This is a genomic window from Gemmatimonadota bacterium, from assembly GCA_026706345.1.
Classification (GTDB): domain Bacteria; phylum JAAXHH01; class JAAXHH01; order JAAXHH01; family JAAXHH01; genus JAAXHH01.
In genome coordinates this window covers 1418-14760 of sequence record JAPOYX010000098.1, presented here as the reverse complement: position 1 = coordinate 14760, position 13343 = coordinate 1418, and the positions used below count along the sequence as shown (strand labels likewise).

General features: G+C 60.6%; 14 protein-coding genes. 7 read left to right on the top strand and 7 right to left on the bottom strand.

Annotated features, from left to right (window positions below; all coding sequences use genetic code 11):
• The first annotated feature begins 24 nt into the window (after positions 1 to 24).
• Complete coding sequence (locus OXG98_07095; GenBank protein ID MCY3771769.1) at positions 25 to 498, top strand: metallophosphoesterase family protein; 474 nt, start codon at positions 25 to 27, stop codon at positions 496 to 498.
• 51 nt (positions 499 to 549) lie between these two features.
• On the opposite strand, the gene OXG98_07090 is transcribed toward OXG98_07095, so the two are convergent.
• The 5 genes from OXG98_07090 to OXG98_07070 form a co-directional block, all read right to left on the bottom strand.
• On the bottom strand, positions 550 to 1677 hold the full coding sequence (locus OXG98_07090) for a hypothetical protein (GenBank protein ID MCY3771768.1): 1128 nt from the start codon (positions 1675 to 1677) through the stop codon (positions 550 to 552).
• The gene (locus OXG98_07085; GenBank protein MCY3771767.1) at positions 1674 to 2831 is read right to left on the bottom strand and encodes a fatty acid desaturase; all 1158 of its coding nucleotides are present in this window, start codon (positions 2829 to 2831) and stop codon (positions 1674 to 1676) included. Before OXG98_07085 ends, OXG98_07090 begins: the two co-directional genes overlap by 4 nt.
• Before the next feature lie 66 nt (positions 2832 to 2897).
• Positions 2898 to 3899 (bottom strand): hypothetical protein, encoded by a 1002-nt coding sequence (locus tag OXG98_07080; GenBank protein ID MCY3771766.1) that lies wholly within the window; start codon positions 3897 to 3899, stop codon positions 2898 to 2900.
• Between the two features lie 80 nt (positions 3900 to 3979).
• Complete coding sequence (locus tag OXG98_07075) at positions 3980 to 5443, bottom strand: sulfatase-like hydrolase/transferase (GenBank protein ID MCY3771765.1); 1464 nt, start codon at positions 5441 to 5443, stop codon at positions 3980 to 3982.
• Positions 5444 to 5488: 45 nt separating this feature from the next.
• Entirely contained in the window at positions 5489 to 6319 is an 831-nt protein-coding gene (locus tag OXG98_07070; GenBank protein MCY3771764.1) for a phytanoyl-CoA dioxygenase family protein, read from the bottom strand.
• A gap of 134 nt (positions 6320 to 6453) precedes the next feature.
• On the opposite strand from OXG98_07070, the gene OXG98_07065 reads away from it, so the two are divergent.
• Positions 6454 to 7419, top strand: coding sequence for an aldo/keto reductase (locus OXG98_07065; GenBank protein ID MCY3771763.1), 966 nt, complete (start codon positions 6454 to 6456; stop codon positions 7417 to 7419).
• Between the two features lie 35 nt (positions 7420 to 7454).
• Here OXG98_07065 and OXG98_07060 read toward each other — a convergent pair whose 3' ends face one another.
• Both OXG98_07060 and OXG98_07055 read right to left on the bottom strand, forming a co-directional pair.
• Positions 7455 to 7769 (bottom strand): MTH1187 family thiamine-binding protein, encoded by a 315-nt coding sequence (locus OXG98_07060; protein ID MCY3771762.1) that lies wholly within the window; start codon positions 7767 to 7769, stop codon positions 7455 to 7457.
• Entirely contained in the window at positions 7766 to 8893 is a 1128-nt protein-coding gene (locus OXG98_07055; protein MCY3771761.1) for an aminotransferase class V-fold PLP-dependent enzyme, read from the bottom strand. The genes OXG98_07060 and OXG98_07055 overlap by 4 nt, the downstream gene beginning before the upstream one ends.
• Positions 8894 to 9164: 271 nt before the next feature.
• On the opposite strand from OXG98_07055, the gene OXG98_07050 reads away from it, so the two are divergent.
• The 5 genes from OXG98_07050 to OXG98_07030 form a co-directional block, all read left to right on the top strand.
• On the top strand, positions 9165 to 10268 hold the full coding sequence (locus tag OXG98_07050) for a trypsin-like peptidase domain-containing protein (GenBank protein ID MCY3771760.1): 1104 nt from the start codon (positions 9165 to 9167) through the stop codon (positions 10266 to 10268).
• 12 nt (positions 10269 to 10280) lie between these two features.
• Positions 10281 to 10586 carry a hypothetical protein gene (locus tag OXG98_07045; protein MCY3771759.1) on the top strand — a complete coding sequence of 102 codons (306 nt, stop codon included), beginning with the start codon at positions 10281 to 10283 and terminating at the stop codon, positions 10584 to 10586.
• Between the two features lie 145 nt (positions 10587 to 10731).
• Complete coding sequence (locus OXG98_07040) at positions 10732 to 11628, top strand: MBL fold metallo-hydrolase (protein MCY3771758.1); 897 nt, start codon at positions 10732 to 10734, stop codon at positions 11626 to 11628.
• 104 nt (positions 11629 to 11732) lie between these two features.
• A complete protein-coding gene (locus tag OXG98_07035; protein MCY3771757.1) occupies positions 11733 to 12575 on the top strand; it encodes an amidohydrolase family protein in 843 nt (280 codons plus the stop codon).
• A 45-nt stretch (positions 12576 to 12620) separates the two neighbouring features.
• Positions 12621 to 13343 (top strand): cytochrome c oxidase subunit 3 (locus tag OXG98_07030; GenBank protein MCY3771756.1); only part of this gene is annotated, 723 nt, incomplete at its 3' end.

The following is a 13343-nucleotide window of genomic DNA, read 5'->3' as shown; positions in this document are numbered from 1 at the left end:
GCATATCACGAGTCCGTTCATTCCATGAGCCAGACGGTCAAGATCGGGGTGATCTCGGACACCCACCGGCTGTTGCGGCCGGAGGCCCTCGCCGCGCTGGCCGGGGTTGAACGGATCATTCACGGCGGGGACGTGGGCGGCGAGGATATACTGGAAGCGCTTGCGTCGATCGCGCCTGTCACGGTGGTTCGGGGCAATACCGACTACCAGTCCTGGGCGGCGCGGCTGCCGGCTACCGAACTCATCGAGGTCGCCGGAAAATCGATCTACATCGTGCACGACATCGAGGACCTGGGCGTCGATCCGGTTGCCGCGGGGGTCGACGTCGTGATTTTCGGCCATTCCCACCAGCCGGTGCTGGAACAACGCGGCGACGGGGTGTGGTACCTCAACCCGGGCAGCGCCGGACCGCGGCGCTTCGGCCTGCCCGTGACGGTCGCCCGGCTCGAAGTATCTTCTATGCGTATAGAAGGGGAAATCGTAGACCTGGATGTATAAGGCGGATTATCAGGCGGGGTGCCGTCAATAAGGTTGTATAGCCAGGTGCCGTCAATACACTGTCACGGTCATGGCCTCGAAGCGGTCGGTGTCCCACTCCGCTCCCCAGCCCGGCCCGTCGGGCGGAACGATATGGCCGTCCGCGACCAGCGGCTTGTTGACCATGCCCCAGGTGCCGGCCGTGTCTACGAAGCCGTTTCCGCCTGTTTCGTAAAAGCCCGTATTGTCGATACAGCATCCGAGGTGGGCGTGGACGAGGCCGAAGAGGCCGCCTTCGGCGTTCATCTCGATGTTGGTGTCGTACATCTCGGCGAAGTGGGCCATCTTCAGCACCTGGGTGGTCCCGAAGCGGGCGTTGGCGCGCAGCAGATCGGTCGCCCCGGATATCAGCCGCTGGGTCGAGATGCCCAGGTCGTGCATCAGCGTCTCGTTCCCCATCACCGGTATGGTCAATTCCCGGCACAGTACCTGGTACTGGTGCTCCTTCTGTTCGTGCATCGGCTCTTCCAGCCAGACGAAGTCCAGTTCCTCCATGACCCGCCCCACCTCGATGGCTTCCTGGAGCGTATAGGAACAGACCGGGTCGTTCAGGAGCAGGTAATCGGGACCGACGATCCGGCGCACCTCGCGGAATATGGGTATGTCCGCCTTCCCACCCTTGTAGGTGTGGAACTTGTAGGCGTTTACGCCGTATTCCCGGCCGTCTTCGATCATCTGCAGGTAGGTTTCGATATCGGAATCTCCACCGGTCAGGTATACGGGAAACCGGTCCCGGACCCGGCCGATCAAGACGTAAACCGGCAGACCCGCCTTCTTTCCGGCGATGTCCCACAGACAGTTGTCGAAATCGCCGAACCACCCGGGCTTCTGGTACAGCCAGCGCGTGCCCTTGTGAAGCAACTGGAACAGTTCTTCACGGTTCAGCGGGTTCTTGCCCATTACCTGCGTGCGCAGGATCTCCACTTGCTCCCGGTCCATCGTTGTCGTGCACGTGCCCTCAATGCCTTCGTCGGTCTCGACCCGGATGAAGTGCTGCCGCAGGTTTCCGCCTTTGGGATGGGATTTGCTGCCGTGGGTATACTGCGTGCGCCTCAGGCCGGGGACCCGCTTCAATACATGGTAATACTGCGGCTGTTCGGGATCTTCGAGGACGAACAGCTTGATGCCCGTGATTTTCATGGGGTGTTCCGGGAGGTGGGAGCGGGTCCGGGTGCCGGTGCGGCCGCCGGGAGTTCGGCGATGAACTGGTAACCGGGTTCCGCTTCCTGGCGGTCCATGATCTGTATGATCTGCTTCCAGGTTTCCCATAAACCGCTGGTGCAGTGGGGCATCTCGTGCTTGATGAGCCGGTGCAGCCGACCCAGTTTGTAGCAGGGGACCGCGGCGTACATGTGGTGCTCGGTATGGTAGTTCATGTGCCAGTAAAGGAACTGCAGGACGGGGTTGATATAGAAGGTCCTGCAGCAGAGGCGGAAGTCGGGAATTTCATCCTGCAGGCCCACGTGCTGGGTCGCGTTGCACAGGAACTGCAGCCACGCGCCGATCATCTTCGGGAAGGTAATGACCAGCGGTACCACCCAGAGACCGAAGACCAGGGATACACCGGCAATCAGCATGTGACCGGTGAACATGTAGCGTTCCCAGTTGGCATAGGCCCGGCGCCGCTCCGGGTCGCTTTCCGGAAAAAGCTCCTGTGACCATCGATCGTCCGGTATCTTGCCTGCGACGGCCGCCAGCCTGCCTTTCACCAGATCGTAGGGATAACGATAGTTGACGATCGACCACTTCCACAGGCCCCGTACATCGAATTTCGCGGGAAGGACCACCTCCTGGTCGTCCGGATGGTGCAGCGTATACTTGTGATGTTCGGTGTGGCTCGCCCAGAAGTGGTGGTGGTTGTGCCATCCCAGGAAGGAATACACGCGGAGGAAAAACCTGTTCAGCCAGCGGGTCCTGAAGACGGAATCATGGACCAGTTCGTGAAAGCCGTTGACCAGGAAATGCCAGAAGTGGCCGTTGACGAAAACCAGGAGCAAAGTAACATACCACGGCCAGTAGAGGGAGGAGTAGATGGCGGCGCCGGCGCCGGCGGCCAGGACGGCGAGATAGCCCAAGGTCTGTACGAATCCCAGGAAATCGCTGCGTTTGTTGAGGCTGGCGAGTTGTTCCCGCGTGACGCGGCACCGGTACCACTTCACCCGCTTCTTCGGGGGCGGCGCGTTGTACTGCGGTCCCTCGGTCAGCACTTCCTCGTCGGTCAACCTGCTGGGGTCAGGGCCGACGACGTCGGAGGAGTCGCTCGATTCGCTGGGGTCTCTGGCAGTTTCACTCACGGTAACATCCTGCCTGCAACATGTTGGAGGGAACGCAGTTAAAGTAAGTTTGGATCTTGCCGGGCGTCAAGCATAATCTCCCTTGAGAAACCGATCGAACCACTCCACCATCCATTCGAAGTACTCGAATCGAAAGACGTGGTTGCCGTCTGGCTGGTAGACACGGAAATGGTCACTCACGCCGGCGTAGCGGTATATCGGCGCCACCACGCGAATCAGTTCGTCGACGCCGGACTTCGGCATGTCCTCGTCAGACGTGGGCGCCACCATCATGAAGGGCCGGGGCGCGATGCAGTTCGCGACGATATCGGGATGATCGAAGTAGCGGAGCATGTGGGGCACGTAGAAGTAGGCGCTGTGCCGGTACAGGTCGCCTCCCCGTATGACGCTCTCGAGTTGCCCCACGCCGCCGCAAATGGGGACGCCGGTTGCCAGCCAGGGGGCGCAGGCCATGGCGTACCACGTCGCGTTGCCCCCCAGGGACATGCCCGTCAATCCCACCTTGTTGTTCCCGATCCGATCCTGGGCCTGGAGCACGCGGACGCCTCGGAGCGATTCCTCCACGAGGAGTCCCATCTGCGAGATGCCGTAGGCGAGCAGGTGCTTGAGTTCGATGTACCAGGAAACCTCGTTCGTGCCCCGGCCATGGCAGCCCTTGGGTGAGATGGCCAACGCCACGTAGCCCCGCCGGGCCAGTTCCCGTGCCCAGCCATAGAGGGGCGGCTCGTTCGGACCGTCCTTGTAGAACCGTTCCAGGGCCATGCGCTCGGCCGATCCCCCCGTACCTGGAACGCAGACCACGCCCGGCAGGTATTCGGCCGGGTTGTCCAGGGGCTCGATCAGGATGGCCGGGACCGTCTCCTTGTGGGAATTGGCGTAGGAAAGATCCGTGAGCCGGATACCGTGTTCAACCCGCGACTCGCCCGTCGTGAAATCAACCTGTTCCGGAATGTCCGCCATACCGAAGAGTTCCAGCAGCTTCTCGCGGACCTTTTCAGGGGAAATCGATTCGGGATATCGAGGACGCAGCCCGTTGCGGTCATAGGTGGTCTTAAAGGGCTTTTCCATTCTGCACCTCACCATGGAGACAGCGGAAGGGCCAGAAACCCCGCAGGGTCTGACCGGCTACAGCTCAACAGGGCATATCCCTACACGGCATAGGGAGGGAACTCGTGGGTGTGACTTTGCGCGACTTCGTTGCTCAGTTTCCCGTCGCGCATGAAATCCTCTTCCCTGCCCTGCTCCATGATCAGTTCCCGCAGTTGGTCGCGCAGCAGGCGGGCCCTGGGATGATCATCGCTATACAGGTTCCGGCACTCGAGCGGATCTTCCTGGAGATCGTAGTATTCGAACTGCCCGGTCCGGTAGTGCCAGAGGAACTTCTCCCGGTGGTCGACCAGATAATGGCCGAATTCGAGGTGTTCGGCGTGCAGGCTTTCCCGGTCCAGCCGGTCCGTTTCGCCCCGTACGAGCGGCATGAGCGAGCGGCCGTCCATACGTTCCGGCGCGGGCACGCCGCACACGTCGAGCAGCGTGGGCATCAGGTCCGCCAGGCCCACAGTCGTGTCGGGGTACCGGACACCGGCGGGGAAATCCATCTGTGCGGGGAAGTTAAGGACGAAGGGCACGCGGATCGATCCCTCGTACCCGTACGACTTGGCCCAGTAATGGTGATCGCCCATCATGTCGCCGTGGTCGCCGACGAAGGCAAAGACGAGGTTTCGAAGCTGGAGCATGCGCCACATGTGATAGGTGAATCGTGTAATCTGGGTGTCCATGTGGTCGATGCAGCCGTAGTACCCTGCCCGGGCGCGCCGGACGTTTTTGAGGGACAGGGGGAGATACTCCGCTTCCGGGAAGGGGCCGTGGGCCTTGACGAAGGGTGTGCGTTTGTCCACGTAGCCGGACGGGTCCCCGATAACCGGATCGGGCAGGTCGGGATCGTTGGCGTACCGCTCATAGAAGAAAGCAGGCGGATCCCAGGGCGGATGGGGCTTGCTGAAGGACACGAACAGGAAGAAGGGCACGTCCCGTCCGTGGTCCTTGACATGCTCGTCCATGACGCGTATGGCCTGCGTGGCCGTCCACGTGGTCACGTGGAATTCCTCCGGAAAGACGCAGGGACGCGACGTGTACCCGTTGTTGGTCACACCCGCGTTGAACAGGCCGAAATCACCCCATCCCCGTTCGGCAAGCCAGTCCAGGTAGTCGTCGCGGTATCCGGGCGAAAGGAACCGGCCTTCCTCGTGGGCGACGATGCGGTCGAAGCCGTAGGGTTCGTCTTGGGGGTAGACGTGCCGTTTCCCGATACAGTAGGTCTTGTAGCCGTTGCGCTGGAATACCCGGCAGAGCGTGTCCGGTTCGTCCCACGGCGCCATGTCGTCGAAACCGACCATGCCGTGGGTAACCGGCCACTGCCCGCTGAAAAGCGTCCGGCGGGCGCCCACGCAGGAGGGGACCTCCGAGACCGCGCGGGGGAAGTAGTGTCCGGTATGGGCGAGGGCGTCGATACCGGGTGTGTGGACCACGGGATGGCCCGCGATGCCCAAGGTGTCGCCGCGGAGCTGGTCGGCGCAGATGACGACCACGTTGGGACGGCTGTTACTTTTCATGCGTTCCTCAAGACCGGGAGCGCGGAACGTTCCGGCCGACCGTGTCTAGGACGGAAGGACCTTCTGCCCGATGACGATATGGTGGAACAGGGGCCTGGTGCGTTCGGGCAGCGCGTCATATTGTTCCTGGGTCAGCGGCACGACGTCGTCAGGCCGGAAACCCCGGTTGGCCGCATCGCGTTCGAAGTCCGAAAGACCCGGAATGAGCGGGTTGAGGTTGAACCACCAAGCCGCGTACCGTGCGATGACGGCCATGCGGGTCGCGTCGCTGTTGTTATGTCCATTGATATGCCAGGTCCGGCTGTCGAAGAGCAGCACGCTTCCCGGCTTTCCTTCGGCTTGGATTTCCGATGGGTGCCTTGTTCCCGGCACCAGGCTGCTGTCGCCCGTGGGATTGTTGCTCGCCTTGTGACTTCCCGGCACCAGTACCGTGCCACCGTTTTCCCTGGTAAAGGGCGTGAGCATCCAGAGGCTGGTCAACAGCAGCGGCGCATCGGGATAAGGCGCCGGGATGCGATAGTCGTAGCCCTGTCCGAAGGGCCAGTCCGAGTGAAGTCCTCCGCCGGGGTCGTTCGTCCGGGGATATCCGGGGTGGAGAATGACGCCCGTGGTCATGGAAATGCGGACGTGTTTGCCGAAAAACGCTTCGGTGACGCCCATGATCCGGTCATCTGACAGGTACGGGGCGATCGCCTGATCGCAGGCGATGAGCCCGCGGATCGCATGACGGCCATTTTCCAGGTCCTCGGGCCGGCCATCTGCCGTGGCGATCAAGCTTTCGCGGACCTTCACCACTTGGTCGGGGGGTATCACGCCGTCTAGAACGCACCAGCCCTCGATTCTGATCCGCTTGACGAGATCTTCGACGGTTGACATGCCCGTTCCTTCCTCTTAAAGTGTGTCAATGAACGCGGTTGTCTGAAGCCAGTTTGTGATTCAAGATCGATATTCAAAGCCGGCCGTTTTGTAAAGGCGATTCTCACCTCATCCGATATCCGAAAGGAGTCGATATGGTCTCATACCGTCCCCTGGGACGCACCGGCTTGAACGTATCGACATTGAGCATGGGGTCCGGCGGCTACAACCGGCTGGGCCAGACCAGCGATCCTCCGCTGACCGAACCGGAGATGCACCGGCTCGTACACGGGGTCCTGGACCTGGGCATAAATCTCTTCGATACGTCTCCGGGTTATCTTGAGAGCGAGGCGATACTCGGACGGGCCTTTCAAGGTGTTCCGCGCGACCGGTTCTACGTGGCCACCCGGGTTGTCCTCTCGCAGTTCGACGAGGACGAGGGTCCTGTCCTGATGACTCCGGAGCACATAACGGATTCCATCGAAACCAGCCTGCGCCGCCTGGGCGTGGATGAGATCGACGTGGCGTTGATCGCCGCGACGGAGAAAGCCGACTTCGATTACATGATCAACGAGCAGTTCCCCGTGCTCGAGCGCCTTTGCCAACAGGGCAAGATCCGTTTCCTCGGATCAAGCGAAACCGCGTTGACCGACGGCGCTCATGAATGGTTGCGGGCGGCCGTGCCCACCGGGAAGCTTGACGTCATCATGATCGCCTACAGCATGCTCAACCAGTCAGCCAGGCACACGGTCTTTCCATACTGCGCAGAGCACCATGTCGGCGTCATGAACATCTTCTCGGTGCGCAATATCTTCAAGGATCCGGCACGCCTAGCCCAGACGATCGAAGACCTGCAGCAACAGGAACTGCTGGACGAGTCTATCGACCCCAATTCACCCTACGATTTTCTGCTCGAAGATCCCGATATCGAAACGCTGGTCGAGGCGGCCTACCGATTCGTCGTCTACACCGAGGGCGTCACCACCGCGGTCTGCAGCGCGGTAACCCTGGACAAAATCGAAGAGAACATCATGGGCATCGCGAAGGGACCGCTCCCCCAAATTCACGTCAAGCGCATTCAGCGGCTCTTCGGACACATAAGCGAACCGGTCGGCAACTAGCGGCCGCCGTGATTTTCATGGCTGGCCTGACCGTGTCAGGACGACGTTTCGTCCCTCAGCTTCTTCTCGACGCTTTCGATCTTTTCTTCCATGGTTTGCGTGCGGTCGGTTCGCGTACCCAGGCGGATGGTGGTGGAAATCCGCGGCGCGCCCATGGCATGCACGGTCTCGTGACACGATCTGACGGCGGCAAAGACTTCATCCCACTCGCCTTCGATATTGGTTCCGTAGGCGTGCATGAAGGTCTCTAGTCCCGCCTCCCTCAGCACCCTTTCACAGGCCGCGACGTATTCGGAAACCGATACGCCGACCCCGATGGGTACCACACACAGATCAACGATCACTTTCATGATGCCTGCCCCCGATGGTTCGTCACACTCTGTTCGAGAATATCTCGCAGGCGCGCGGCCACCAGGGCATCCTCGCCGGGCTCCATCATATAGGGCATGATGGAAAGGCCGTCTCCCCCGCCCATTTCGATCCGGGGCTCGCCTTCGGACAGTTTCCGCACGACTTCCTCCGGATCGATACCGATCGCCGACCTGTCCCACGAAATGTGCAGCACCGGCGCCACGTTGGATCGGCCCGGCTGGCGGACGGCCGTACGGACCGAAGGCAGTGACGCGATGGCGTCGGTTACGGTGTGCAGATATCCCTCCCATTCCTTCCATTCCGCGTCGTGATCCCGTTCCACCCACCGCTCCACGGCGGCGAGCAGCCCCATGATCTCCTCCTTCCCCGCCTTCATGGGACGGGCGATGGAGTGATGCGGGGCGCCGTTCATGAAGGCCGCCCACAACAGGTCGCGATGGCCGAGAACAAGACCGGAGGCCTGGGGCCCGCGCAGGCACTTGCCGCCGCTATAGGCCACGGCGTCCACGCCATCGGCCAGGTATGGATTCGGAACATCCGGCCGTTCCGCGGCGGCGTCTACGAAGACGGGAACGCCGTGATCATGCGCGATATCGACGATTTCCCGGACCGCCAACGCACTGTCGCCGGCGCGGTCGCCGAAAACCGCGACCAGGGCGGTGCGTTCGTTGAAAGCGGCCCGCAGGCTATCCGCGTCGTCGTCCATTTCGACGAGCGAGATACCAACCATCCGAATCGCATGATCATAGGCATGCCGGTGGGACTTAAGCGTGACGACTTCGTTCTTCATACCCGTGGTATCGGGTAGCCGGGCGATACGATCCGGGTCCGTTCCGGCAACGCAGGCGGCGGTTACCTGGCACAGCGCCGCGGCGCATCCATTGGTCACGAGCCCGAACTCCGTCTTCATGATTTCACCGATACGCCGGCCGACCCCATCGATCAATTCTTCGATATGCACGTATTTCCTGGACGCTTCGATCATGGCCTGTCGGACTTCCGGAAGCATGACCGATCCGCTGTACATGGTAAGCGTGCCCTTGCAGTTGATGAGAGGACGCACGCCAATGGTAGAATAAGTTGGATGATCCGGTGAAGACATTGGAAAGACCCTCGTTTCCTCTGATGAAACATTGAACATGGATAAGGTATTAACCTGTTTCGAACTTGCGGCTACCCATGCAATAGCTCGTTGCGGGATTCGAACGTGGTGTTCGAAGTAATCTAAGCCATTGGCGCGGCATGTCTACGGGAATAACAACCATAGGTCGGGTTAATCCTTGCAAAAGGCGCGACGTCTTTGCAAGTTCTTCCGTCCGAATGTCCGTGGTCATTTGGAGAAGGCGATAAACCAACAGGAAAGGATGGGTAAGGTGCGTAAACTGGCACTGATGGTGACATTAGCGATTCTGGCGGCCTGCCAGGGAGATCCGGGTCAACTGGGGCCGACCGGTCCTCAGGGTGTTCAGGGCCCCCAGGGCGTACAAGGAGTGCAGGGCGCCCTGGGCGTACAGGGTGAACAGGGGCCCCAGGGCGTACAGGGTGTGCAAGGCATCCAGGGCGAACCCGGCGTGACGCTCAACTGGGCGGACACCATCGAGAAGGGCAGACTGGCCGAGGCCATTTACATCGTGGGGGTTTTTATCGACGGCGTACCGACCCCGTTCGGAACTGCTTTCAGCGCGTACTTCACCGACAGACTGTGGACGAACGCCCACGTAGCGGGAGTCCCTCTTGAGCTCGCCGAAGAACCCGAACTCGAGGGAAAATCCATCATTCCTTTCGTTACACGGGCCGGTACGCTGATCGGCGGCGACGAAACGTATCGGTGGGACGGCTTCGTGATTCACCCGGAATACGATCCCGAAGGCTTCTGGTCGCCGGATATCGCACTGATAAACATCGTGGGCGAGATCACCCATGAAATGCCTTCCTTCCTTCCCCGGGAATACACCGACGACCTGCGTGTAGGTCAACCGGTGGGCACCCTTGGTTTCCCCAGGCTCCTGAAGATCATGGATCGAATCCTCCCAATCGCCAATTTCAAGGGCGGGACGATCAGCGCCCTGCGGCCATTCTATAACGAGGACTTCCTGGAATTCCCACGAAACACGGCCCGGTTGATCGAGTACAACCTGGCGACTATCGGCGGCACGAGCGGTAGTCCGGTCTTCGACCACGAAGGGTACATCATCGCGGTAAATTTCGGGAGCCTTGCAACTCCGATCGAATTGCCACCCGAAGAAGGAGAAGAGGAGGGGATAGAACTGGCGCGCATCGAGCGCCACGAGAATTTCGGAATCAACGTCATAGCGGCGTGGGAGTTCCTCGACTGGCTGGCTACCCAAGATACCACGGTTTCCGTTGCCGGCCGAAGGCTCGACACGGGTAATATCGATACCTCGTCCGAACCCTATCCGCACGCAGAGTACCAGCCATTTCCGTCCGACTGGAATGGGGAGACGGTTTCTCCCTAGCAGGACGAACACATGAACCGTTTACTCCCTGTCGTACTGCTGCTGTTCATCTGCTTTTGCGTCGTCCTGATTCTGGCGCTGCCGGGGACATTCTGGGGATTGATCCTGAAAGGGTTCTTCGGGTTATGCGTCCTTGTCCTGTTCAAGGTCGCGTACAACAAGATGGTGCTGCCCGGCACTTGCATAAGCGCCGTCTTCTTCGCGCTGGCGTGGTGGTTCGCGCCGGAGTGGCCCATGTATCTCTTCCTCGTCCTCATGTTGGGCGCCTTATTCGTAACCTGTAAGACCGCGGAGATATTCTACCGCGAGACAGGCTGACAGGATTACGTTATTCCGTGACAACCCGTCTGGTTCCCCTTACCCTTGTTACGTCGAATAGATGGAGTCCGTATGCCGGCGTCCATGCATCATGGATCCGGACGCTGCCGGACCATTAGAAACCGCCCATAAGGGAGTCAGGAAAATGAAACGAACACCCGGATGTTTTTCGTTGCTGTTCTCCGTTCTGGCCGTGAGCGGTCAGGTCGATGCGCAGCGGAACTGGGACGAGGTCGTCGTCGAAGCCCATCCTGTCGTGGGAAACATCTACATGCTCACGGGTAGCGGGGGTAACATCGGGGTATCGGTCGGTGATGACGGCATTCTGATCGTCGATGATCAGTACGCACCGCTGGCCGACAAGATCAAGTCGGCCCTCCGAGGCCTGCATGCCGGCCCGCTCAAGTTTGTCCTGAACACCCATTTCCACGGTGATCATGTAGGCGGCAACCCGATCTTCGGCCTTGAAGCGACTATCGTCGCCCACACCAACGTCCGCAAGCGGGTTTCCACACCGCAGCAGCGCGGGGATCGAACCATCCCCGCCATGGTAGAGGACGGCTGGCCGGTGATCACCTTCGACGAGGAGGTGTCGGTCCATTTCAACGGGGAAGAGATCAGGCTGGTGCATATACCGGACGGGCACACGGATACCGACAGCTATGTATATTTCACGGGGTCGGACGTAATCCACATGGGGGATACCTTCTTCAACGGCCGTTTCCCCTTCGTGGATCTCGGCAGCGGCGGCACGGTCGCCGGACTGGAACGGAACATCGGCCAAGTGCTTTCGATGATCGGACCGGATACGCGTGTGATTCCCGGCCATGGCGACCTGGGAGACCGCGTGGCTTTGCAGGCCTACCACGATATGCTCGTAGCGACCATCGAATCCGTCCGCGCCATGATGGCAGAGGGAAAAACGCTCGACGAAATCAAGGCCGCGGGCCTGCCGGAGAAATGGGCTGGATACGCGAGCGACTTCGTTCCGGAAGCACGATGGATCGAGACGATCTACACCAGTTTCGGCGCATCGGAATAAAACGCATGAGGAGCGAAGAAGTTTGGCTGGCGTCTTTGGCTGGCGTCTTGCCTGCCGCCTCGAAATGATTGGCGTGAGCGGCACAGTGAAACAGGAGGAATTCATTGCAAATCATCGACGGACATCAGCATCTCTGGGACACGTCTGAGCTGAGCTATCCCTGGCTGGAGGGGTTCGACGCCCTGCGCCAGCGCTATGGACCGGAAGACTACCGCGCGGCCATAGATGGCATCGACATCGTAAAGTCCGTCCACATCGAAGCCGACCCCGGCCCCGGCGCGGAGGTGGCCGAGGTGGACCGGCTCGTTCGCATCGCCGGGGAAGACGGCATGATCGGCGCGATCGTCGCCACGGCGCCGCTGGAAGCGGAGGACCGCGAGGAGACCCTGGACAGACTGGCCGCGGACTATCCCATGGTGGTCGGCGTCCGGCGCATGGCCTGGCACCACGAAGATCCGTCGTTCTACAGCTGGCCGGCCCTGATCGAAGGGGTCAGATCGCTGCCCCGGTACGGATACACCTTCGAATTGTGCGCCAACGTCACGCAACTCGAAGCCGCTGTGACCCTGGTTCGCGCGACGCCCGATGTCACCCATGCCATCAACCACTGCGGAGGGCCGGACATCGCCGGTGATGGATTCGCGCCATGGGCGGACTACATGAACCAACTGGCCGGATTTCCCAACACGGTCTGCAAGATATCGGGACTGGTCACCCGGGCGAAAGAAAACTGGACCGGAGACGATCTCAGACCCTACACCGATCATCTGCTCGATATCTTCGGTTTCGACCGGGTGATGTACGGCAGCGACTGGCCTGTGTGTACGCTCGCGGCCACGTACCGAGGGTGGTTCGACACCCTGGTTGACGCAGTGAAGGGAATAACCGACGAGGAGCGCCGCAAGTTGTTTCACGACAACGCCAGAGCTTTCTATAGACTTGGGTGAATCAAGCTTGTGAATCAGATCGGTGGTTAAGCGGGAGAATTGTAAATGACTGTCGTAACGGAGCCCGGCACCGCGACTGACGTGCTCGAACCTGAAGTGCGGGAAAAGGAGTGGATCCGTACCCTTGGCCGTAGCGGCGGAAGTACCAGCCTGGATGGCCGCAACACCGGCAATGGTGGCGGGAACAGCCGGGGAGGAGGTGGCGACGAGTCACCCTGTTCACCATCCGTCGAACCGCCCGGTGCCGGAGCCAACTTGCTGGGCATGCTGGTGTTTATCGCCAGCGAAGCCGTCCTTTTCCTCACGCTGATCGTCACGTTCGCCCTGGTACGGTCGGGATATCCGGAATGGCCGCCATCAGACCAGCCCAGCCTTCCCGTGATGGTGTCCTTCTTCAACACCCTGGTTCTGCTGGGCAGCGGCGCCGCCATGTTCGGCGCATGGCGGTCCATCCGGCGTGGACGGGTGCTGTCTTCGAGGCGCCTGTTGAGCGCGGCCACGCTGCTCGGCATCCTTTTCCTGGTGGTCCAGGGCGTAGAATGGGTCCGGCTGATCGATTTCGGTCTGACCGTCACCCAGAATATCTACGGCGCGGTTTTCTATGTAATGATCGGGATGCATGCGCTACACGTCTTCATCGCCGTCCTGGGACTGCTCTACGTGTCGCGCAGGTTCAGCAGGGGCGCGTACACCCGCGAAGAACACGACGGATTGACCATGGGCGGGATGTTCTGGGGATTCGTCGTCCTCATCTGGCCCGTCCTGTTT